Origin of the sequence: Psychroflexus tropicus DSM 15496 (assembly GCF_000378765.1) — a bacterium.
GTDB classification, from domain to species: Bacteria; Bacteroidota; Bacteroidia; order Flavobacteriales; family Flavobacteriaceae; genus Psychroflexus; species Psychroflexus tropicus.
The window spans coordinates 28,579-50,465 of the sequence record NZ_KB905346.1; the positions used below are offsets into that span (position 1 = coordinate 28,579).

21 protein-coding genes are annotated in these 21,887 nt (G+C 35.6%); 15 read left to right on the forward strand and 6 right to left on the reverse strand.

Features of this window, described 5'->3' with window-relative positions:
• Nucleotide 1 precedes the first annotated feature (1 nt).
• Entirely contained in the window at nt 2-2,491 is a 2,490-nt protein-coding gene (locus F598_RS0112600; protein ID WP_026302712.1) for a zinc-dependent metalloprotease, read from the forward strand.
• A gap of 121 nt (nt 2,492-2,612) precedes the next feature.
• Here F598_RS0112600 and F598_RS0112605 read toward each other — a convergent pair whose 3' ends face one another.
• From F598_RS0112605 to F598_RS0112615, 3 genes are all read right to left on the reverse strand, one after another.
• Complete coding sequence (locus tag F598_RS0112605; protein WP_019039429.1) at nt 2,613-3,782, reverse strand: hypothetical protein; 1,170 nt, start codon at nt 3,780-3,782, stop codon at nt 2,613-2,615.
• A 182-nt stretch (nt 3,783-3,964) separates the two neighbouring features.
• Complete coding sequence (locus F598_RS0112610) at nt 3,965-5,197, reverse strand: serine hydrolase domain-containing protein (RefSeq protein WP_019039430.1); 1,233 nt, start codon at nt 5,195-5,197, stop codon at nt 3,965-3,967.
• A 207-nt stretch (nt 5,198-5,404) separates the two neighbouring features.
• Nucleotides 5,405-6,121, reverse strand: a complete 717-nt coding sequence (locus F598_RS0112615) for a phenylalanine-4-hydroxylase (RefSeq protein ID WP_245539789.1) — start codon at nt 6,119-6,121, stop codon at nt 5,405-5,407.
• Between the two features lie 373 nt (nt 6,122-6,494).
• On the opposite strand from F598_RS0112615, the gene F598_RS14810 reads away from it, so the two are divergent.
• From F598_RS14810 to F598_RS0112655, 8 genes are all read left to right on the forward strand, one after another.
• Entirely contained in the window at nt 6,495-7,391 is an 897-nt protein-coding gene (locus F598_RS14810; RefSeq protein ID WP_083925460.1) for a Gfo/Idh/MocA family oxidoreductase, read from the forward strand.
• Nucleotides 7,392-7,490: 99 nt separating this feature from the next.
• A complete protein-coding gene (gene serS / locus F598_RS0112625; RefSeq protein WP_019039434.1) occupies nt 7,491-8,762 on the forward strand; it encodes a serine--tRNA ligase in 1,272 nt (423 codons plus the stop codon).
• Nucleotides 8,763-8,848: 86 nt separating this feature from the next.
• The gene (locus F598_RS0112630; protein ID WP_019039435.1) at nt 8,849-10,663 is read left to right on the forward strand and encodes a tetratricopeptide repeat protein; all 1,815 of its coding nucleotides are present in this window, start codon (nt 8,849-8,851) and stop codon (nt 10,661-10,663) included.
• A 1-nt stretch (nt 10,664) separates the two neighbouring features.
• Nucleotides 10,665-10,979 carry a DUF4286 family protein gene (locus F598_RS0112635; protein ID WP_019039436.1) on the forward strand — a complete coding sequence of 105 codons (315 nt, stop codon included), beginning with the start codon at nt 10,665-10,667 and terminating at the stop codon, nt 10,977-10,979.
• On the forward strand, nt 10,972-11,838 hold the full coding sequence (gene rsmA / locus F598_RS0112640; protein ID WP_019039437.1) for a 16S rRNA (adenine(1518)-N(6)/adenine(1519)-N(6))-dimethyltransferase RsmA: 867 nt from the start codon (nt 10,972-10,974) through the stop codon (nt 11,836-11,838). The genes F598_RS0112635 and rsmA overlap by 8 nt, the downstream gene beginning before the upstream one ends.
• A complete protein-coding gene (gene mgtE / locus F598_RS0112645) occupies nt 11,828-13,177 on the forward strand; it encodes a magnesium transporter (RefSeq protein ID WP_019039438.1) in 1,350 nt (449 codons plus the stop codon). Before rsmA ends, mgtE begins: the two co-directional genes overlap by 11 nt.
• Before the next feature lies 1 nt (nt 13,178).
• Nucleotides 13,179-13,589, forward strand: a complete 411-nt coding sequence (locus F598_RS0112650) for an acyl-CoA thioesterase (protein WP_019039439.1) — start codon at nt 13,179-13,181, stop codon at nt 13,587-13,589.
• Nucleotides 13,590-13,629: 40 nt separating this feature from the next.
• Nucleotides 13,630-14,574, forward strand: coding sequence for a 2-hydroxyacid dehydrogenase (locus F598_RS0112655; RefSeq protein ID WP_019039440.1), 945 nt, complete (start codon nt 13,630-13,632; stop codon nt 14,572-14,574).
• A 42-nt stretch (nt 14,575-14,616) separates the two neighbouring features.
• Here the strand turns inward: F598_RS0112655 and F598_RS0112660 are convergent, their stop codons facing one another.
• Nucleotides 14,617-17,160, reverse strand: coding sequence for a TonB-dependent receptor plug domain-containing protein (locus tag F598_RS0112660; RefSeq protein WP_019039441.1), 2,544 nt, complete (start codon nt 17,158-17,160; stop codon nt 14,617-14,619).
• Between the two features lie 124 nt (nt 17,161-17,284).
• Here F598_RS0112660 and F598_RS15380 point away from each other — a divergent pair, with 124 nt between their 5' ends.
• Nucleotides 17,285-17,467: a hypothetical protein gene (locus F598_RS15380; protein ID WP_157595019.1), complete on the forward strand. Its 183-nt coding sequence runs from the start codon at nt 17,285-17,287 to the stop codon at nt 17,465-17,467.
• A gap of 59 nt (nt 17,468-17,526) precedes the next feature.
• Here F598_RS15380 and F598_RS0112670 read toward each other — a convergent pair whose 3' ends face one another.
• Entirely contained in the window at nt 17,527-17,877 is a 351-nt protein-coding gene (locus F598_RS0112670) for a single-stranded DNA-binding protein (RefSeq protein ID WP_019039443.1), read from the reverse strand.
• 611 nt (nt 17,878-18,488) lie between these two features.
• Between F598_RS0112670 and F598_RS0112675 the strand changes: the two genes are divergently transcribed.
• Together F598_RS0112675 and F598_RS0112680 are read left to right on the forward strand one after the other, a co-directional pair.
• Nucleotides 18,489-19,196 carry a hypothetical protein gene (locus F598_RS0112675; protein WP_019039444.1) on the forward strand — a complete coding sequence of 236 codons (708 nt, stop codon included), beginning with the start codon at nt 18,489-18,491 and terminating at the stop codon, nt 19,194-19,196.
• 9 nt (nt 19,197-19,205) lie between these two features.
• The gene (locus F598_RS0112680) at nt 19,206-19,427 is read left to right on the forward strand and encodes a hypothetical protein (protein ID WP_019039445.1); all 222 of its coding nucleotides are present in this window, start codon (nt 19,206-19,208) and stop codon (nt 19,425-19,427) included.
• A 381-nt stretch (nt 19,428-19,808) separates the two neighbouring features.
• Here the strand turns inward: F598_RS0112680 and F598_RS0112685 are convergent, their stop codons facing one another.
• Complete coding sequence (locus tag F598_RS0112685; RefSeq protein ID WP_019039446.1) at nt 19,809-20,147, reverse strand: single-stranded DNA-binding protein; 339 nt, start codon at nt 20,145-20,147, stop codon at nt 19,809-19,811.
• 490 nt (nt 20,148-20,637) lie between these two features.
• Between F598_RS0112685 and F598_RS0112690 the strand changes: the two genes are divergently transcribed.
• From F598_RS0112690 to F598_RS15745, 3 genes are read left to right on the forward strand one after another with little or no spacing between them, the layout of a single operon-like run.
• Nucleotides 20,638-21,177 carry an outer membrane beta-barrel protein gene (locus F598_RS0112690; protein ID WP_019039447.1) on the forward strand — a complete coding sequence of 180 codons (540 nt, stop codon included), beginning with the start codon at nt 20,638-20,640 and terminating at the stop codon, nt 21,175-21,177.
• Nucleotides 21,178-21,189: 12 nt separating this feature from the next.
• The gene (locus F598_RS0112695; RefSeq protein ID WP_019039448.1) at nt 21,190-21,723 is read left to right on the forward strand and encodes an outer membrane beta-barrel protein; all 534 of its coding nucleotides are present in this window, start codon (nt 21,190-21,192) and stop codon (nt 21,721-21,723) included.
• A gap of 18 nt (nt 21,724-21,741) precedes the next feature.
• Nucleotides 21,742-21,867: a hypothetical protein gene (locus tag F598_RS15745; RefSeq protein WP_281163587.1), complete on the forward strand. Its 126-nt coding sequence runs from the start codon at nt 21,742-21,744 to the stop codon at nt 21,865-21,867.
• Nucleotides 21,868-21,887: the final 20 nt, after the last annotated feature.

Sequence of the window (21,887 nt, forward strand, 5' to 3'; positions counted from 1 at the left end):
TATGATTAAAAAATTAGTTTACTACACATTCGTCGCGGGAATGGTAGTTTCGATGTCATCCTGTTCTATATTACAGGGTAAAAAAGATGATAAATCGGCTTCAAAATCTCCTAAAAAGGAATCCAAAAATGGAGTAAAACCTTATAGTAAAATTATCACCAACAAAGCTAAATCAGACGAAGGTCTGTTTACAGTTCATCAGGTTGATCAGGACTATTTCTTTGAAATTCCAGATTCACTTTTCAACCGAGAGATGTTGATGGTCACTCGTATAGCTCAAACCGCTCAGGGTATCGGCTTTGGTGGGGGAAAGCAAAATGAACAGGTTCTTCGTTGGCAAAAGAAAGGTGACAAAGTTTATCTTAGAGTAGTTTCTTATGACATCGCAGCAGCAGACTCGCTTCCTATTAACGAGGCAGTAGTTAATTCTAATTTTGAACCAATCTTATATTCTTTTGAGGTTAAAGCTTATAAAAAAGATTCAGTTAACAACAATACGGTTATTAACGTTAACGATTTATTCCAAAAAGATGTTGAAGCCATAGGACTTCAAAGTCGCAGAAGAAAACCTTATAAAATTTCACGATTAGATGGAAGTCGTTCTTATATCGATACCATCAGAAGTTATCCTGAAAATATTGAAATTAGACACGTCAAAACCTATAATGCAGGTGATCCACCGTCAAATTCCAGTACAGGTTCTGTTTCACTAAAGTTTAGTAATTCGATGGTGCTTTTGCCTAAAGTTCCAATGAGAAGACGCTACTTTGATCAGCGTGTTGGATGGTTTACTAGCCGTCAAACCGATTATGGCTTGGATAATCAAAAATCTGAAACAGTTACCTATTTAGATCGTTACAGACTGGAGGTGAAAGATGAGGATATTGAAAAATATAAAAGAGGAGAACTGGTAGAACCTAAAGAGCCAATTATTTATTATATCGACAGAGCTACTCCAAAAAAATGGAGAAAATACATTAAGCAAGGTATTGAGGACTGGCAAGTCGCTTTTGAAGCTGCTGGTTTCAAAAATGCAATTATTGCAATGGACCCTCCATCAAAGGAAGAAGATCCAGACTGGAGTCCAGAAGATGTAAGATATTCTGTGGTAAGATATTTAGCCTCTCCAATACCTAATGCTAATGGACCTCATGTAAGTGATCCTAGATCTGGAGAAATTTTAGAATCAGATATCAATTGGTATCACAATGTAATGACCTTATTACGTAACTGGTATTTTGTACAAACTGCGGCTATCAATCCAGAGGCCAGAGGAGTCGAGTTTAAAGATGAGGTCATGGGACGCTTAATCCGCTTTGTATCTTCTCACGAAGTTGGGCACACCCTCGGACTTCCACACAACATGGGAAGTAGTGTAGCTTACGATGTTGAAGATCTTAGAGATCCAGAATTTACTAAAGAATATGGGACTGCACCATCAATAATGGATTACGCCAGATTCAACTATATCGCTCAGCCAGGAGATGGCGACGTATCTTTGATGCCTAACGTAGGTCCTTACGATAAGTATTCTATTGCTTGGGGATACAAACCAATCTTGGATAAGACTCCTGAAGAAGAAAAAGAAATCTTAAACCAGTGGATTTTAGAAAAAGCTGGAGATCCTATTTACAGGTTTGGGAAACAACAATCTGGAGGAGTGATCGATCCAAGTTCTCAAACAGAAGACTTAGGAGATGATTCCATGGAAGCAAGTGCTTACGGTATAGAGAATCTCAAGCGTATCGTCCCTAATTTGATTGAATGGACTGCCGAAGATGGTAAAAATTACGATGATCTAGAAGATCTTTATAATCAGGTATACGGTCAATATAATCGTTATATGGGCCATGTGGCTGCGAACATTGGTGGAGTTTACGAATACTATAAGACTTACGATCAGGATGGTGCAGTTTATATACATACACCAAGAGACAAGCAGGTGAGAGCCATGGAGTTTTTACAGGAACAATTATTCGAAACCCCAGAATGGCTAATCGACCAGGATATTTTCAACAAAATTCAATTTGATGGATATTTAGAGAAAATCAAATCCTATCAGGAAAGAGCTTTAAATAATGTCTTGGATTTTGGTCGTATGGCTAGAATGATGGAGAATGAAGAGCTTAATGATGATGCCTACAGCATGGTTGAGATGATGGAAGATTTAAGAACTGGTTTGTTTAGTGAATTGAGAAGAGGAGAAGAAATTTCTAGAATCAGAAGAAATCTTCAAAGAGTTTATATTTCAAGAATGCATGAACTCATGACAGAAGAACAGTCTAGTATTCCAGCGCGTTACAGACGATACATCAGTAGAAGTAATATTGATGTAGAGACTAGTGATATTAGACCTCTAGTAAGAGCTGAATTAAAAACCTTACAAAGAGACATGAGAAGAGCCATCAATAGAACGCGTGATACAATGACAAGATATCATTTGCAAGATGGTGTTGAACGAATTGAAAAAATCCTCAATCCAGAAGCCTAAACAATTAATTTAATGTTTTAAAACCACCTCTTGTTGAGGTGGTTTTTTTGTTAGTAAAAGATATAAAAAACCCCCTTACAGATATTTATCAATAAGGGGGAAATAAACAAAAAAAATATAATTATGACCTGTTTCTAGAACTGCTACTTTGTTTACTTTCTCTAAATCTAGAATTTCTTTTAGATTCAGATACCTGTCTTCTTTGTGAAAATACTCTTGCTTTATTAGCAGTATGTCTTCTGGACGGCTTCATTTGTTTTGAAGATCTATTTGATCTTGTACCAGATATTCTACTTTGGCTTCTGGTATTCAATTTTGTAGATCTAGACTTCATTCTTTCCTTTACAGCTGAAGCTCTTGAATTTCTTCGAGAAACTTCATATCTGCTTCTTCTATTTTGAACTCTATCTGGAGTTCTTCCCATTCTGGTTCTTACCTCAGTCCGACTTGAAGCCTCTATATTGTTTATCGATCTAGATGATCTAGAGACTTGGTTCCTACGGTTTTCTAAATTTACATTCGTATTAGACCTCCTTATACGATTAGCTCTTTCCAAACGTCTTTGTACGTTAGACCTTAAGTTTCTTTCAAATCTGTTTCTAGGCGACTGTGCATAACTTCGACTCCTATTAGTAGTGACACTTGATCTTTGGCTTGGGGATTGTCTGTTGAATGCAAAATGACGTCTATTGTTTCTATAAGGTCTGTAGTATATGTGCCTTACTGGTCTATAAAATCGTCTGTACGGTACCGCACTTATCAAACAAAATTGAGCTGCAGGTAAGGCGTAATATTGATGCCATGGTCTCCAGACAAAGTTTCTATGAGATAGATTAACAAAGCCTGTTTGTCTCCAAAGATTATGACCTCTATAGTATAGGTTTAATCCACCTATTCGATTCACAAAACCACGTCGGTTATAATTAATGAATATACTCCCGATCTGTTGTATACGTCCGTAATAATCATAAAAAATGGGAGTGTTTCTTATTTGAATTATGGCCCCATAGCTATCATACTGTACATATGGATTGTAATTAAAACCAGTATTGAAAGTGAAGTTAATTCCATTCCCTCCCAATGCAAAGTTGGAAGCAACTTGAGGAAGGTAAAAATCAAATTGCCCATCTTGAAACACAGAAAACTCGATACCATTTTCAGTGAAGATAAACGAAGAATTTGCGTTAGTATTCCAGCCGTTTACTGTATTGATAGCTTGGCTTGATTGATTTGCCCATCCAGACATACTGAAAAAAACAAACCCTGCGAGTAAATAGATAAATCCTTTCATGATCTTCGGGTTTAAGGGTTATATCTAAGACATAACAAAGCCTGTGCCGAAATATATAAAATACTGATTTACAGAATTATAAGATTAATTAGTCTGTATAGTGTTAATCTTTATAATCAATTTAAAGTCCCTAAAAAGGATTTGGGAGAGCATTTTAATTCTGGATCAAGAAAATACAATAATTAAAGAATCAATTCAGGATCTTTCTCTTGGAGCTTTAATTTTTTTTCTGAAGTTTGAATAAGTTGTTTGGCCGATTTGACGATGTAGTCTTGAAAATAATGCTTCCTTTTATTTTGGGTGTGAGTCATAACAATAACCACCAAATCATCATCTGGGTGATACTCAAGACCATTTCTAAAACCATCCCAAAGGCCATTATGATAAATGATTTTTTTTCCAGCTTTTTTTTCTAATCTAAATCCCATGCCGTAGCGTTTATTCTTTCCGCCTTTATCATTACCAAACATCAAGTTGACACTTTCTTCACTTAAGATGTTAGCGTTTTTAAGGTCCCTAAACCAAACAAATAAATCCTTTGGTGAAGCATAAATCCCTTTATCCCCTATAGCACCATTGTGGAATCCAGCCGGTAATTTAATGAAGGAACGTCCATAAGCTTGATAGCCATCTAGTATAAAGTCATCATTCTTTTCATTTTTAACTACAAAAGTTTCATCAAGACAGAGCGGAAGTAGGAATTCCTCTTCTATAAACTCACCTAAAGTCAGATTGCTTACCTGTTCTACAATAGCTCCTAAGACGACATAGCCTGTGTTACTGTAACTAAAATACCTCCCAGACGGAAAATTGAGCCTAGGGGCATGAGTATTGAGAAGATCAACAACTTCAAGATTATTAGGCGCTATATCATCCTTCCAGTATTGTTCAGTCAAATACATATAGTTCCAAAGCCCAGATCTGTGTTTTAAAAGATCTCTGACGCTCACCTCCTCAAACTTGAAATCAGCTAAGTAGTTTGAAACTGGGTGGTCGATATCCAACAGGTTTTTTTCATGAAGCTTCAAAATGGCTGCGGCTGTATATTGCTTACTCACCGAAGCTAATTGATACGAAAGATCGGGCTGCATAACCTCCTTGGTGATAGGGTTCTTGTAGCCGAATTGATTTTCGTATAAAATTTGGTCTTTATAGGCGACAATTACAGATCCGTTGATACGATACCGCCTGGCTTTGTCTATTATTTTTTTTTGGAAAGTAGATAATTCTGAAGAAAAAATACTCTTATAATCTGGAACTTCAGGCTTAGGTTCGGGTTCTGCGATAACTGTCGCATTTTCATTATAGGTCTCAAAATTACTGAAAGCAAAATTTTGAAACAAAGAGTAAGAGATGATGAGAGCTAGAGTTGCAAACATCAAAAATCTAAAGAAAAGCTTTGAATTAAATCTCATTTAAAATGAATACTTCATTTTTAGTGCAATATATTATAAATAATTGCTACTTCTAAATTCACTAACAATTTTAATTAAAAAATATATAATAACCTATGGCTGTCCACTGTAATTGAAGGATATTATGAATTAATTATGTTTTGAGGGTATAAACGAGATTAAACTAAGAATCGTCTACTTTATTTATTAAAATTGCTAAATTTTATTTTAAACTTGAGAAGGTTCTTTAGACCAAACCTCAGATAGTTCTTTTAAAGATTCAAAAAGTATATCAAAAGAGGAGATAACGTAATAGTCTTCTTGCATGATATCGGTTCTAAAAACCTTTTGGATAATTTCATCAATAGAATACGTCAGAAAATTAGCTTTTTGTTGATGGATTTGGTTAGTTTCACCGAAGGAGGATAGGATACCAGCACCATAGGACTGAATTTTATCCTCTTCTTTAATGACTCCAAACTCGATGGTAAACCAGTAAAGGCGTTGAAGCTGAAGTAATTTATCTTTATCATCTATGAATTGACAACCCAACTTGCCAAATTTATATACAAATTCAGAAAAGACAGGATTACTGAGTAATGGAACATGACCAAATATATCGTGAAACATATCGGGTTCTTCCAAATAATCCAGGCTATCTTTAGAACGTAACCAGGTAGACGAACAAAACTTTCTTTCGGCTAAGAGTTGAAAAAATTCCTCGACTGGAATAAGGCCTGGAACAACTTTCAATTCCCATTTGGTTTCTGTTTCGAACCAACGGTTTATGTGTACAAAACAAGGAATCTCATCAGCGTTCAATACAGGAGACATGTGATTTAAAGCATCGATATAAGCTTGGGACGCTTTGCCAGGAATATTTTCGACTTGGCGATCAAATAAGGTTTTCCACACCCATAAATCTTCTTTAGTGTATTTAGACATGTCTTGCATTAGCTTGTTTTTTAAATAAAAATCCCGATTCGTAATGGAATCGGGATTGATTTGGATTTATTAAATGATTTCACCATTAACCGATTCTTGATCTAAGAATTGAATAATAGTAATAATAAGTTTCTTTTAATATCATGCATCAAAGTTAGCTAATATTGGAATGTATGCAAATCAACAAGTGTTAAATAGAAAAGAATTTAAACTTAAGCTTTAAACTTGGGTTTCTAAACAATTCCTCTTTATTTTACATCAATATAATAGCAATGGCAAACAGAAAATACCGTTGGGGAATCGTAGGGCTTGGAAATATAGCCCAGAAATTGGCCTCTGATTTAAAAAGTGTAAAGGGGGCAACCTTTATGCTGTGGCTTCCAGATCTGAAGCAAAAGCCAGGGCATTTGCAAAAGACAATGACGCTCATGTGTATTATGATTCTTACCAGGCTTTAGCAAAAGACCCTAAGGTGGACATCGTCTACGTTGCTACACCTCACGTTTTTCATGCGGAACATACGCTCTTGTGTCTCAAGCAAAACAAAGCAGTATTATGCGAAAAACCAATAGCGATGAATGTTTTCCAATTCAAAACAATGCAGGAAGCAGCAAAGTCGAATAATTGCTTTTTAATGGAAGGGCTTTGGACCAATTTCATGCCGCATCTCCAAAAGGTCCATGAGTTAATTCAACAAAACACTTATGGTCACTGTTTAAAAATGGAAGCTGACTTTTCTTTTAAAGCCGAGTTTGATCCTTACAAAAGGCTTTTTAATAAAAACTTGGGGGGTGGAGCTTTACTGGATATTGGAATTTATCCGGTTTACCTGGCGCTTAAGCTGTTAGGCTTGCCTCAAGATATAGAGGCTTCTTGTGAATACTCTTCTACTGGTGTAGATGCCTCCAATCAGATTGAGTTCAAGTATGCCAATGGTGCTTCGGCACAGTTATCTTCAAGTTTCTTAAAGACTACAGCATCACAAGCAAAAGTCTATTTTGAGGAAGCTGTAGTAGAATTCGGATCTAGATTTCATGAAACCGATAAGTTCACTATCAAAACTGATACAGGCACACAATCCTTCGATTATAACTATCCTGCTAACGGTTACCAATTTGAAATCGAACATGTCCATAGGTGCTTACATAGAGGTTTAGTCCAAAGTCCAGAGATGTCTTTAGAGGCATCTTACCAATTGATTTCAACTCTTGATGAAATAAGACATAAAATGGGCCTGCAGTATAAAGAAGATAAACCATATAAAGAGTAAGTCGGTGACCTGAAATAAACAGGAGATTTTATCAGATTAAAAAATTGTGTAAGCCTTTCGAATTAGTAAATTTGCTAAAAATTACAATCCCGTAACCTTATGTTGGAAGTCAAGCACATTCGAGCGCACAAAGTCGAATATATCGAAGCTCTTAAAAAAAGAAATTTTGAAGCTGAGGCGGTATTTGAATCCATTTTAAAGCTAGATGATAAGCGTCGTGCCAGTCAAAAGCAATTGGATGAGATTTTATCTGAATCTAACAATTTATCTAAAGAGATAGGTCAATTATTCAAAGCGGGAGAAAAAGAAAAAGCCAATGCGCTTAAGGCTAAAACAGCTGAACTTAAAGAAGATTCAAAACGACTTGGTGAAGAGATGAGCCAGGCCGCTACAGAGCTACAAGCCTTATTGTATCAGGTGCCCAATGTTCCTCATCCTTCTGTTCCTGCGGGTAAAAGTGAAGAAGATAATGAAGAGATTTTTAAGGAGGGAGAGGTGCCCAAATTATCCAAAAATGCTCTTCCTCATTGGGAATTAGCCAAGAAGTATGATATTATCGATTTTGAACTTGGTAATAAAATAACTGGTGCTGGATTTCCGGTATATAAAGGGAAAGGAGCCAGGCTCCAAAGGGCACTAATATCTTATTTTTTAGATAAGAATACTGAAGCTGGGTATAAAGAAGTGCAGGTCCCGCTCCTGGTAAACGAAGCTTCTGGATATGGCACTGGTCAGTTGCCAGACAAAGAAGGACAAATGTATCACGTGGGTAATGATGACCTTTATTTAATACCTACCTCAGAAGTACCTATAACCAATATGTTTCGTGATGACTTATTAACAGAAAAGCAGTTGCCCATTCAATTAACAGGGTACACTCCATGTTTTAGAAGAGAAGCAGGAAGTTATGGTGCTCACGTTCGTGGCCTTAATCGCTTGCATCAATTCGATAAAGTAGAAGTCGTCAATATTGTGAAACCTGGAGATTCTTACCAGGTACTAGACCAAATGGTAGAACATGTCCAGTCGATTTTAAGAGATCTGAAATTACCTTACAGGATTTTAAGGTTATGTGGAGGAGATTTAGGCTTTACCTCTGCATTAACCTTTGACTTTGAGCTATTTTCTACTGCTCAGGACCGCTGGCTTGAAATTTCTTCAGTTTCCAATTTTGAAACTTTTCAGGCTAATCGATTGAAAATAAGATATAAAGACGCTCATAAAAATAAAGCTTTGGTTCATACACTCAATGGAAGTTCATTAGCCTTACCAAGAGTTTTAGCGGGTATTTTAGAAAACTATCAAACCGATGATGGCATTGTTGTGCCAGAAGTTTTGAGGCCTTATGCAGGTTTTGAGAAAATAGATTAAAGCTTTTTCAAAAGTATTTTAGAATACAGCTTTACAATTCTTTCTCAAAGTTGAGTTGACCGAAAAATATTTAGGTAAATTTGAATATGTTTTTGATATCATCGCGACGTTTGAGGTTTAACCTGGTGCTTTTTAGCTTTCTATGTCTTTCCTTTTCTTTAAGTATAGGGCAGAACCCAGAACTGGCAGATAATTACTTTGACCAGGGAGAGTATGAAAAAGCAGAGTCCTTGTTTGCGAAGCTTCACCAAAAAAGCCCAGCCCAACAATCTTGGCTACTCAAATATGTAGAGACTCTTCAAGCTTTAGGTAAAACCAAAAAAGCTGAAACGGTCCTTAAAGAGTACCTTACTAAAATTGGGAAATATCCAAATATTCAGATTGAATTAGGTTACCTCTATCAAAAAAATAAAGATACTGTTTTGGCTCAGCAGTATTATCAAAAAGCCATAGCTCAGGTTGAAAGTAGGCCCAGTTTTTCTTATACAGTAGGCAGTACTTTTCAAAAATATGGGCTTTTGGATCTAGCGATTCAAACGTATGAAACCGCACAGCAAATTCAGCCTAAAAGCAATAACACCATTCAATTGGCGAGGATCTATGGAGAGCAGAGTCGGTATGAAAAAATGTTTGAAAATTATATTGAGTTAATCGCCGAAAATCCAAATTACTTTCAAATCCTCAATCGAAATTTTACTCAATATATCACTAAAGACTCAGAGTCGAAACCCAACCGGGCTTTAAGAAAAGTCCTCTTGAAACGAAATCAACAAAACCCCGAGCTGGTTTTCAATCAAATGTTAAGTTGGTTGTTTGTTCAGCAAGAAGATTATGCAAAAGCTTTTGCTCAAGAGCGAGCCGTATTTCAGCGTTCAGAATTAAAATCGTTGAGTAGAATTATAAATTTGGCCTCCATTTCTAAAGCTAATAATGATCTTGAAAGCGCAGAGCAAATGCTTGAGTTTGCCATTCAGAACAGTACAAGTGAACGTACGCTAATTTCAGCTACAAGAGAACTTCTGCTTATCGATAGGCTTCAGGCTCAACCAGAAGAATACGACATAATCGAAAATGAATACAGTGCATTTCTATCTAAACTAGGTAATGGCAGAGACACATTTAGCATTCAAAAAGATCGAGTCGAATTTACAGCCTACCAGTTGGGAAATTTCAAAAAAGCCTTAGCTTTAATTGAGGATATGAATTTCCAAAATCTATACCAACAGCAACTAGCAGAATTAAAATTACTGGAAGCTGATTTATATTTACATCAATCCCAGTTTAATCAGGCGTTATTGCTTTATACACAAGTAGAAAAAATAATTCCTAATAGTGATTTGGCTAGAGAGGCCAAATTTAAGGTGGCAAAAACCAGTTATTTTACAGGAGATTTCGATTGGGCGTTGACCCAGTTGAAAGTTTTAAAAACTTCGGCCTCGCAGCTTATGGCCAATGATGCTATGGAATTGTCTTTATTAATTAAAGATAATAGTCAGGTAGATTCTACAAGAACAGACTTGAAACTCGTGGCAAAAGCCGACCTGCTTCAGTTTCAAAATCAACCTGAAGCTGCTTTAGATATTTTAAATAAAGTTGTTGCTAATTACAAATCCTCTTCAATAGTAGATGAAGCTCTATTAAGAATAGCAAAAATTCATTTGGAGAAGCAGAACTATAATAAGGCTTTATCCAACTTGCAGCGCATAGTGGATGAGTTTGGAGACAAGATTCTTGCAGACAATGCCAATTTTTTATTGGGCCAGTTGTATATGGATGAGCTAGATGCTCCAGAACAAGCCAGACCTTATTTTGAAACTATAATTTTTAATCATCCCGATAGCATTTATGTCGTAGAAGCCAGAAAACGCTTCCGGCAGCTAAGAGGAGATCAAATACAATAACATGTTAATTTATAATGTAACAACAAACGTCGAAGAGAGTGTTCATGATGAATGGGTGGAATGGATGAAAAACATTCACATACCTGCGATGATTCAAACCGGTAAATTCAAAAGTGCGACGATGAGTCGGATAGATGTTGTGGAATCTATGGGTGGAATTACTTATTCGGTGCAGTATAAAATTCAGAATAAAAAAATATTGAACGAATACCTTGAAAACGACTTTGAGGAGATGAAAAAGCAAACCAAGCTGTTTGAAGGTAAATTTGTAAGCTTTAGAACCGAATTGGAAATTGTACACGAACATCATGGGTGAAAAAAAACGACCATCGATAGAAGATGAAGTCTTTAAAGCTAATTTTGACCAAGGCATTCGAGAAGTCAAAGCCAAAAAACATCTTGGACAACATTTTTTAAAAGATGAAGAGGTTTCAGAACGCATAGCAAAAACCTTGCAGAAGAATAATTATTCTCAGGTTTTGGAGATCGGTCCTGGTATGGGGGTTTTGACTAAATATCTGCTTAAAGCCTATGATCGTTTTGTAGTGATGGATCTGGATAGGGAATCCATAGCTTATCTGAATTCTACATTTAAGAATGAGCATAAAATTGAAGATAATTCTAAGGCCTTTGAAGTGGTGGAAGCAGACTTCTTGAAAGTAGATCTCCAGCAGTATTTCGAGGATCAACAATTTGCAGTAATAGGAAATTTCCCTTACAACATTTCTACTCAGATAGTATTTAAAGCTCTGGAATACAAAACTCAAATTCCAGAATTTTCGGGAATGTTTCAGAAGGAAGTGGCGGAGCGTATTTGTGCCAAAGAAGGCAGTAAAATCTATGGGATTTTATCGGTACTGACTCAGGCTTTTTATGAAGCGGAATATTTATTTACCGTGCCTCCAGAGGCCTTTGATCCTCCTCCGAAAATCCACAGTGGTGTGTTGAGGTTAAAACGGAGAGAAAACTACGAGCTACCTTGTGAAGAAAAGAAACTACGAGATGTGGTTAAAACAGCCTTTCAACAACGAAGAAAAACACTTCGCAATAGTTTAAAAAAATTCAACTTGTCTCCAGAATTAAGAGAAGAGCCTATCTTTGCGAAACGCCCCGAACAATTGAGCGTTGAAGAATTTATAGAGCTGACCATAAAACTAAGTGAAGATGCCATTTGAACTCACCAAAGAACTGATTGAGAAAATTGAGTCTCTCATCGACGAAAGCAACGATGCAGAGCTTCAGACTCATCTGGAAGAATTTCACCATGCAGATATCGCCGAGATCCTCGACGACCTAAACATGGAGCAGGCGACTTATATCATTAAGTTGCTGGATAGTGAACAGACGTCTGAGGTGTTGATGGAAATGGATGAGGATGATCGGGAGAAGATTCTTCGTAACCTTAATGCCAAAGAAATTGCCGAAGAGATAGAAGAAATGGATACCGATGATGCGGCAGATATTGTGTCAGAATTATCGGAAGATATTAAGACTCAGGTCATTTCCAACATTAAAGATAAAGAGCACGCCGAGAATATTGTCGAACTTCTTAAATATGACGAGAATTCTGCCGGTGGCTTGATGGCGAAGGAATTAATACGCGTGAACGAAAACTGGAGTGTAACCGGTTGTATGACTGAAATGCGTAATCAGGCCGAAAATGTGACTCGAGTCCATTCGATTTACGTGGTAGATAACAAAGGAAAACTAAAAGGCCGACTCTCTCTAAAAGACCTGATCACTGCGCCAAGCAAAGCCGAAATTGGTGATGTGTACATAAGAAATGTTGATTATGTAGATGTGCATACTTCAGGCGAAGAAGTAGCCAGAGTGATGCAGAAATACGATTTGGAAGCCATTCCAGTAGTTGACGAATTTGGTCGGCTGGTCGGTCGTATTACCGTAGATGATATCATCGATTTTATAAGAGAAGAAGCCGATAAAGATTACCAGATGGCTGCTGGTATTTCTGAAGATGTAGAGGCCGACAGTAGCGTTTGGGAACTCACTCGAGCCCGATTACCCTGGCTTATTTTAGGCTTGTTTGGAGGTTTAGGAGCCGTCTATGTCATGCAGGGCTTCGATTCTGCTCTGGAGAAGTATGAAATTCTTTTCTTTTTCACCCCACTTATCGCCGCAATGGCCGGAAACGTTGGAGTGCAGTCGTCTGCCATTATTGTGCAGGGACTTGCTAATGATTCTGTAAAAGACAGCCTGGTCAAACGTTTACTTAAAGAAGTTTTTCTAAGTGTTATCAATGGCTCAGCTCTAGGGGTTTTAATTATTGGTTTTGGAGCCTTAACCTCAATGGACTTTTTGGTTAGTCTTACCATAGCGGTATCGATTTTATCGGTCATTATCATGGCGGCATTAATCGGGACTTTCGTTCCTATTATATTAGATAAACGTGGTATTGATCCAGCGATTGCTACAGGACCGTTCATTACGACCAGCAACGATATCATTGGGATTTTAGCTTACTTCTATATCGCGAAGTTAATTTTGAATTTCTAAGATGAGACCTATTCCATTTCAACAGGAGTTGACTGTAAAATCAAGCCACCTGGATGAGCAGAATCACGTTAATAATTTAGAATACATCAGGTGGATATTAGACATCTCAGAAGCCCATTGGATCAGTAGAACACCCTCAGATATCAGAAAAAAATACGCCTGGTTTGTGTTGGATCATCATATTCAGTACAAGCGTCAGGCTTTTTTGGGAGAAAAATTGATCTTAACCACCTGGATAGAAAATTACGCACAGGTAAAATCGGAGCGCCGGGTTCAAATCGCTCGTAAAACAGACGGTAAAATTATTGTAGAAGCCAAAACCAACTGGTGTTTTATCGATCAGGAAACTAAAAAACCAACGCGCATTACCACAGAAATTATAAAGCCTTATTTTGAATTTGAATCGGAATAGCCTTATGCTTTTGCGATATTCAGCTTAAACTTAAAGACGTATGAAGATATTACATCTGGATAGCAATCACCCACTTATGATTCAGGAATTGACCAAATTAGGTTTCGATAACACTGAAGACTTTACGAGTACCAAAGCTGAGGTAGAGGCTAAAATTCATATGTATGAGGGCCTAATTATACGAAGTCGATTTACTATCGATAAAACCTTCATTGATAAAGCCACCAACTTAAGGTTCATCGGTCGAGTAGGAGCAGGTTTAGAAAATATAGATGTCGACTATGCCAGGCAAAAAGGCATAAAACTATACAATGCTCCGGAAGGAAATAGAAATGCAGTATCTGAGCATGCTATGGGTATGCTGCTCGGTTTATTTAATAAATTACGAACTGCTCATGATGAGGTAATCAACGGGCAGTGGCTACGTGAAGCGAATCGCGGTCACGAAGTGGAAGGCAAAACTGTAGGGATTATTGGCTATGGCAATACTGGAAAAGCATTAGCGAAAAAACTGTCTGGATTTGACTGTGAGGTGTTATATTACGACATCCTTGATGATCTGGGAGATGATAATGCTAAACAAGCCAGTTTGGAACAGCTGAAAGCGGAAGCAGATGTCATCAGTTTGCACACTCCACAAACCCCTCAGACTTTAGGAATGATCAATTCTGAATTTATCGATGCTATGGCTAAACCTTTCTGGTTTATTAATACGGCCAGAGGCAAGAGCGTAGTGACCAAAGATTTGGTGGCCGGACTTCAATCTGGAAAAGTCTTAGGCGCAGGGCTTGATGTCTTAGAATATGAGAAAACCTCCTTCGAAAACTTATTTTCTTCAGATCTTCAGTTGCCGGAAGCTTTTCAGTATCTGATGAAGGCTGACAATGTGCTTTTGAGTCCTCATGTGGCTGGCTGGACGGTTGAAAGTCATATCAAATTGGCTCAAACCATTGTGAATAAAATCAGTACAGATTTCAAGGTTTAAAAAACCTCTCTAGATTTTTATCCAAGAGAGGTAAATCCATATTTAAAGTTCATTTCCATAAAAAGAAGCAATATCTATAATTTGGTCTTCGAGCTTGTTTAGGTTTACAATTTTATAGGATCTACTTTCATTAGTAGAACCGTAATTTCTGTATAGAGTAAATCTTACATAATTTGGATTATTGGCCGATGAATTTTCTTCATTGCCCTTCAAAGCTATCTTCCAATTATCACTACTGGATATGTTTTTAAGTATAAAAAATTCAGTATGATATCCTGTTTCATTTTCATAATTCAATCGATCAAAATCTGACATGACGTTGTGGGAAGAACTAAAATATTTATTTTCTGAGTTGATATATTGAATCTCGAACGAAGAATCAACATCGTTCCAGTCGATTACCATAAACGCATCAAAGGTTTGAGCCACAGTGTAGTACTTATCATCAATTTTATCGAGATCTAATTTTGATTTATACTTTGTCAATAAATGCTTCAATTTAATCTCAGCGAGCTCTATAGAAGACTCGTCAAGGATCAAGCCTGGTATTTTATTATTGATCAAATCCAAATAAAGGTCTGATGCTTTAGTATACTGTTTTAGATCTGTATAATTTTGTGCCAGGTCTAAATAGGTTTGAGTGGAATAGGGTTGAAGCGATCCAATTTTTTGATGTACTTGCAAAGCTCCATCAAAAAGACCATATTCCTCATAGGTGAAAGCTAAAGATTTTAACCCTTTCACATTATTGTTAAGTAAATTTTCAAGACTATCAAGGATACTCTTGGCAACCTCTTTTTCTCCTTTTTTATAAAAATATTTAAAACTTTCAATATAGAACGGAACACTTTGTTTGTTATCTTCCAATTGTTCTTTGTAGTTGTCGATTGTATACTTTTGACCAGATGAGGAAATAAAATCAAAGACTTGTAGATCTTCTAATTTTACTTTAGTAGACTTCTCATGATTAAGATTTTTATTAAATACCATTTCCTTCATCGATTGATTGTCTCTTTTATCAATAAAATTACCAGCTTTCGTTGTGACTAATATCACTCCTCCTCTGCCTAATGTACCATACCTCGAAGTTCCACCGTAGCCCGTTATTACAGAAACTGATGCTATATTATTGACATCTAAAAGGCTTCCGTTTAATTGATCTGGAACTCCGTCAACAACTACCAACGCCCCTCTTCTTTGACCTGCTGTTCCACTGCTAAGTTCCTCTTGAACACTTGAAATTCCACCTCTTAATGTAAATGAATCAATACCCCCAACTCCTCTTTGTACTCTCAAACCAGGAAATTTACCTTGTATCAGCTGACTAAAAGTTATTGCAGCTCTGTTGAGTTCGTCAATAGTTCTCGTATAATTGGCATATCCTGAAGTTCTCTTTTTCACCTTTCCAAAGGGTGTGTCAAGAACAGGAAATGATGAATCTTCAGCTTGTTTCTTTTTAGTAATTGTCACTGTATCTAGATCTATATAGCGTCTGGACATTTCTACCTGCAGGAATCCGTCATCCTGTATTTTAACTTCCTTAGGCTGTGCTGAAAAATGACTAAAGACTAATTTGTCTTCAACTTCAGCTTCGATTTTAAATAGCCCTTCTGAATTTGTTTGAATTTCATTAAGTGAGTGGTTAATTTTTACAGTGGCCTTATTGAGGGGCTTGCCGTTGCTTAAAACAATTCCAGAAATCATTTCTTTGTTTTTATCAGGCTTTAGTCTTTCATTTAAGACATTTTCTTGGAGGGGTAAGACTTTAAAATTCACTCCAAAGAAAGGAAGTTCATTAAGTTTAGCATGGGAATTTACCTTTTGATAGGCCTTATAATTTTCTGATAAGCCTAAATTAACCTGGAAATCCTTTTCATAGGAATCAACAACCTGAATGCCTATTAACAAATCTTCATAGGAATTTATATCTAATAAGTCTAATGGAATAATTTGCCAACCTGATGCTTTGACGTTGTGATAAATGGTTTTGTAATTGTTCCTTTGAAAGCGTTTTTCTCTTAAACCATCGTAAAATTTAAGTTTCAATTTTAAGCTGTCTGTATTTTCAAACTTTAAATAATACATTATAGAATCTGCAGAACTCATTTCTAAATGAGCTAATGAGGTGATAATTTCCTGACCGGTTATAGAATTGATTTTCCAAAACCTAGTAGGCTCATCGATTTCAGTAGGTTTTGTTTCAATAATGTTAGATGCCAATTCAAGCTTAGAATTATTTCTTTCTTCTTTTGTAAGAAGCAGTATTGGATGTTTAGAAAAGTACTCTTTAACAAGATCAACGTTCATCTTGATTGGAAAATAATTGGCAGACTGAAATAAAAGGGTGTCATTTCTATCGAGATCAGATTGTCTAAACTTGAGTTCAAAATAGCCATTCTTGTCACTTATAACACCTCTTTCTAGGTTTAAAAAGCCAATTTCAACGTAAGGCACTGGTTGTTTTGTTTCACGATCAATAACGTAAGCTTTGATAGAAATTTCATTTTCTTGAGTTTCAAAATCGACTTCTGTACCAAAGAGATGAGTACACATTAAGAATATGGTAATTAAGGATAGGATTTTCATAATATTTTTATTTAAATTTAATGATTTAATGGAAATATGTTTATCAGTTGATTATAGTTTTAACATATCCTAATTATAATTTCATTATTGATAATCGACAGTATTATGAAACTCCAAAAAGACTTTGCACCTGATATTGATTGTTCTGGTAATCGTCAGTTCTCTTGGATATGCCTATGGTTTGAATTGGGATGCTATTCGGAGTGGAAACATAAGTTTTAAGGAACTTGGAGGATTTTTCACTTCAGTTTTTGTACTCTTTGTCTTGGTACTAGGCTATTATTATAAACCTAAAGACACTGAGTAATAATTTAGAATTGAAAAACCCTTACTGCACTGAACGCCAGTAAGGGTTTTAAATTTAATCTAAACTTGACGTTGAGACTTCTGCGAGGTTGGCACAATCTCCGAACAATTGATTTCGGTGATGTAGCGCTTTTCTCCTTCTTTAGTTTCGTAAGAGCGTGGCGCGAGTTTTCCTCTTAATAAGACTTCCTGACCTTTTTTGACATAAGTCTCGATAAAGCTGGCAGTTTTTCCCCAGGCCACAATATTGTGCCAGTAGGTGTTGGTGACTTTCTCTCCGCTGTTGTCATAATAGAACTCGTTGGTCGCGATGGAAAATTTCACGAGTTTCTTTCCAGAGTCTAGGTTGATAACTTCTGGATCCTGGCCTAAGTGGCCCATTAACTGAACTGAATTTTTTAAAGTACTCATAACGATAAAAATTAAATGATTTAAATAATGGTCTGGTCTTTCCAGGCCAATCGACGGTGTTTCCGATCGACAATGCAAAGATGAAGTAGGGGTTTCGTTAGAGTCGTTTGTTATCCAGTTACCTCCTTTTACTTTCGCTTACAAACGTTTGTAGCCGTTTATGAACGAATAATGGATTTGAATTTTGAGTTCTATTTTCTAAAATAATGACCCATAAATGACTTATTAAACTAATAGATTAGTTGATTAAATCATGTATTTATGTCTAGATACCTTATAATCACTACCTTTAATCAAAATGGGGTAGAAGTTATTTGCCTAAAATTTTACGGTTTTACCGTAGCATGTTTACGGTCAAACCGTAAATGGGAAAATTAAATAAAATTTAATTTTAGTTTTACTAAACATCTGCCTATGAAGAAGTTACATTTTAATTTAAAAAGAGAAAGCCTCTACAAAGTAGAAGCTTCTCCCGTAAAGGCATGAAAAACATACACTTCACTGTGCTTTGCAAATGTATTGGTTTTCATGAGATGCGCAACTTCTTTGCAAAGAAGTATCATCTGGTAAGATGATAAATTACCAAATCGATATTTAAAAAATTAATTATCATGAAAACTTTAAGAAAACCACAATTAGCTTTTGCTTTATCTGTTATTTTATTATTGGCATCTTGTAGCCAATATGAATATTTTGATTCAGAAGAATTAAAATTTAATTATTCACTTTATAACGAATTCATTGATGATGATTATAATATTGGAATAATATATGAAGTTAATAATCATTTGAACAACATGAAAGATTTGAATGAATCAGATAGTATGTCAATTATGCTTCGTGAGGTCAATGAATATTATCAATCTGATTTAAATTTTTCGAATGATTTTTTGATTTCATTAAATCATAGTACTGATGAATTACCTGAGATATTAATAGACTTGGGTTATATTAAAAATGAAGACTTGAATTTAATCGATCATTTTTTAACAGATTCTGATATTCATGGTTTTGAATACGCTCTAGAAGAGTTTCAAGCGTCTGTAACTGAATTGAGCCTCTCCACTTCAGAATTTAAGAATAAAAATGATTTTGCTAATGTATTGAAATCTCTAAATCATTTTGCTCCTAGTCTCTTTTCGAATAATAAAAATTTTTCTAAAAGTGGTCTAGGATGTGCAAGGGCTGCATTAGCATTAACTGCTGCTAGTGTTGCATTAGCTACTTGTGTAACAGTAGTAGCATGTGGTATTGCTGTAACAGGTTGGATTCTTGCCTATGGAGCATATCAAGATAATTGTATTAATCACCATCAATAAATTTATATTATGATCAAATTGCCTAAAATAGTTGCTTTTATCATTTTTTTAATGATGACGTTGCTACTCGCTAATTCATTTTCAAATTTTGATTGGAATATTTTTAAAGGTGAAAATGACCCTGAAAGTATTTTTAAGGAACTTAGAGAACCTCTTATGTTTTTATTGTTAACCATATTCTTTTTAAACTATTATGTAGAGACCCTTAAAGAAAAGAAGAAGCCTGAATAATTAAAATTAATATTTTGATGGAATTGGTCAATCTTATAAATAGTTCTTTTCATAAAGTTTAAAGTCGGATGGAAGCATTAACAGTACCAGTTCATAATCAATAATGCTATGAAACTCCAAAAAGACTTTGCACCTGATATTGATTGTTCTGGTAATCGTCAGTTCTATTGGATATGCGTATGGTTTGAATTGGGCTGCTATTTGAAACGGAAACATAAGTTTTAAGGAACTTGGAGGATTTTTCACTTCAGTTTTTGTACTCTTTGTCTTGGTACTAGGCTATTATTATAAACCTAAAGACACTGAGTAATAATTTAGAATTGAAAAACCCTTACTGCACTGAACGCCAGTAAGGGTTTTAAATTTAATCTAAACTTGACGTTAAGACTTCTGCGAGGTTGGCACAATCTCCGAACAATTGATTTCGGTGATGTAGCGCTTTTCTCCTTCTTTAGTTTCGTAAGAGCGTGGCGCGAGTTTTCCTCTTAATAAGACTTCCTGACCTTTTTTGACATAAGTCTCGATAAAGCTGGCAGTTTTTCCCCAGGCCACAATATTGTGCCAGTAGGTGTTGGTGACTTTCTCTCCGCTGTTGTCGTAATAGAACTCGTTGGTAGCAATTGAGAATTTAACGAGTTTCTTTCCAGAGTCTAGATTGATAACTTCTGGATCTTGGCCTAAGTGGCCCATTAACTGAACTGAATTTTTTAAAGTACTCATAACGATAAAAATTAAAGGATAATAAAAACTGACTGGTTTCCTAAGTCAGATCGACGGTGCTTCCGATCGACAGGGCAAAGATGCAGCAGGGTTTTCGTTAGAGTCGTTTGTTATCCAGTTACTTCCTTTTACTTTCGCTTACAAACGTTTGTAAATGGATAATTATTTGATCCGAGTGGTGTTTTTAATCCTAAATAAATCTCTATATAACTAATAAAATAGTTGAATAAATTGCCGATTTATCTCTGGATAGCTTATAATCACTACCTTTAATTAAAATAGGGCAGAAGTAATATGCCTAAAATTTTACGGTTTTCCCGTAGCAGGTGTACGGTCAAACCGTAAATCTTTTGATTTTCTCTATCCTATATTTTTGTCGTTATATATCTGTTGGTTATAAAATGTTTAAATCTAAGTACGGGGGTCCAAATTAAACGACACATTAGGGAATGCCAATTATTAAAAATTCAATCTTTACTAAAACTGAGTTATGAAACATTTTTTGTTATTAATAGCACTTGTTGCTTCTTTAAGCCTAAATGCTCAAATCACCAAAAACAATTGGTTGGTAGGGGGAAGTGCAGCTTTTTCATATACTGAAAATGATAACCAGTCAAATAGCAACAATTTAAGGCTAAGTTTATCTCCCAACATAGGCTATTTTTTCTTAGATAAACTGGCTTTAGGACCCAGGCCTAACTATTTTTTAAATAGGGGAAATTCAGATTCTGGTACTAGTAAATCTGAAAGGATCATACTAGCTCCATTTGTAAGGTATTATTTTTTGGAGGCAGAAAAAAAAATAAATGTATTTGCAGAAGGTGCTTACAATTTAGATATTGATGTTTTTGGTGATGGTGATAATCCAGAGGATTTCGAAATAAAAGCAGGCTTGGCCATATTCCTAAATAGCAGTGTTGCCCTTGAAACTTCCCTAAGTTACATCAACTCCAATTCAAAAAATCAATTTGTTGGAAACCATACTTTTCTACTTGGGTTTGGGCTTCAAATACATTTAGAAAAGCTATAAACTCATCCCATTATGAAACATTTTTTTTTCTTTTCAATATTTTTGTTTTCACTCTCTTTAAGTGCTCAAATCAATAAAGGAGATTGGTTAGTTGGTGGAAGTGCAACATTTGCATATTCTGAAAACAAACCTAATGAAGTAAGTGATTCCAGATCTTTCAATATTAATATATCTCCAAGAGTTGGTTATTTCTTTTGGGATAAACTAGCGTTTGGACTTAGAGCAAATCTTACCCGATCAAGAACAGAATTTGAAACTAGCACAAGTAGGTTCAACCGCTATTTTACAGCACCTTTTGCCAGGTATTATATACTGGAATCAGATAAAATGCTTAATCCTTTTGTAGAAAGTTCTTACGGATTTGATGCCATAAATTCAGATAACTCTCGAGAATTTACTTTATCTGGTGGATTGGCTGTTTTTGTAAATCAGAATATTTCTTATGAATTGACATTGTCATATATAAATACTACAAATCCTTCGAACGATAGACTTAGAGGATCACAGACCATTCTTTTAGGAATTGGTATTCAAATCCATTTATAAACACAAAAACCAATTATTATGAAACAAATTTTATCAATTATTTTTTTAACAATCACAGTTACAGTCTTCTCGCAGGTCACTGTAAGTATTGAAGCTTTAGAAGCAGGCGGTGTATCACTACCAAACGGTTCTTCCATTAATTAAGGAACAGATTCATCTATAAA

What these genes read in the sequence shown, in the direction of transcription:
- F598_RS0112600 (WP_026302712.1), top strand. Translation starts at nt 2, where the DNA reads ATGATTAAAAAATTAGTTTACTACACATTCGTCGCGGGAATGGTAGTT.
- F598_RS0112605 (WP_019039429.1), bottom strand. Translation starts at nt 3,782, where the DNA reads ATGAAAGGATTTATCTATTTACTCGCAGGGTTTGTTTTTTTCAGTATG.
- F598_RS0112610 (WP_019039430.1), bottom strand. Translation starts at nt 5,197, where the DNA reads ATGAGATTTAATTCAAAGCTTTTCTTTAGATTTTTGATGTTTGCAACT.
- F598_RS0112615 (WP_245539789.1), bottom strand. Translation starts at nt 6,121, where the DNA reads ATGTCTAAATACACTAAAGAAGATTTATGGGTGTGGAAAACCTTATTT.
- serS (WP_019039434.1), top strand. Translation starts at nt 7,491, where the DNA reads ATGTTGGAAGTCAAGCACATTCGAGCGCACAAAGTCGAATATATCGAA.
- F598_RS0112630 (WP_019039435.1), top strand. Translation starts at nt 8,849, where the DNA reads ATGTTTTTGATATCATCGCGACGTTTGAGGTTTAACCTGGTGCTTTTT.
- F598_RS0112635 (WP_019039436.1), top strand. Translation starts at nt 10,665, where the DNA reads ATGTTAATTTATAATGTAACAACAAACGTCGAAGAGAGTGTTCATGAT.
- rsmA (WP_019039437.1), top strand. Translation starts at nt 10,972, where the DNA reads ATGGGTGAAAAAAAACGACCATCGATAGAAGATGAAGTCTTTAAAGCT.
- mgtE (WP_019039438.1), top strand. Translation starts at nt 11,828, where the DNA reads ATGCCATTTGAACTCACCAAAGAACTGATTGAGAAAATTGAGTCTCTC.
- F598_RS0112650 (WP_019039439.1), top strand. Translation starts at nt 13,179, where the DNA reads ATGAGACCTATTCCATTTCAACAGGAGTTGACTGTAAAATCAAGCCAC.
- F598_RS0112655 (WP_019039440.1), top strand. Translation starts at nt 13,630, where the DNA reads ATGAAGATATTACATCTGGATAGCAATCACCCACTTATGATTCAGGAA.
- F598_RS0112660 (WP_019039441.1), bottom strand. Translation starts at nt 17,160, where the DNA reads ATGAAAATCCTATCCTTAATTACCATATTCTTAATGTGTACTCATCTC.
- F598_RS0112670 (WP_019039443.1), bottom strand. Translation starts at nt 17,877, where the DNA reads ATGAGTACTTTAAAAAATTCAGTTCAGTTAATGGGCCACTTAGGCCAG.
- F598_RS0112675 (WP_019039444.1), top strand. Translation starts at nt 18,489, where the DNA reads ATGAAAACTTTAAGAAAACCACAATTAGCTTTTGCTTTATCTGTTATT.
- F598_RS0112680 (WP_019039445.1), top strand. Translation starts at nt 19,206, where the DNA reads ATGATCAAATTGCCTAAAATAGTTGCTTTTATCATTTTTTTAATGATG.
- F598_RS0112685 (WP_019039446.1), bottom strand. Translation starts at nt 20,147, where the DNA reads ATGAGTACTTTAAAAAATTCAGTTCAGTTAATGGGCCACTTAGGCCAA.
- F598_RS0112690 (WP_019039447.1), top strand. Translation starts at nt 20,638, where the DNA reads ATGAAACATTTTTTGTTATTAATAGCACTTGTTGCTTCTTTAAGCCTA.
- F598_RS0112695 (WP_019039448.1), top strand. Translation starts at nt 21,190, where the DNA reads ATGAAACATTTTTTTTTCTTTTCAATATTTTTGTTTTCACTCTCTTTA.
- F598_RS15745 (WP_281163587.1), top strand. Translation starts at nt 21,742, where the DNA reads ATGAAACAAATTTTATCAATTATTTTTTTAACAATCACAGTTACAGTC.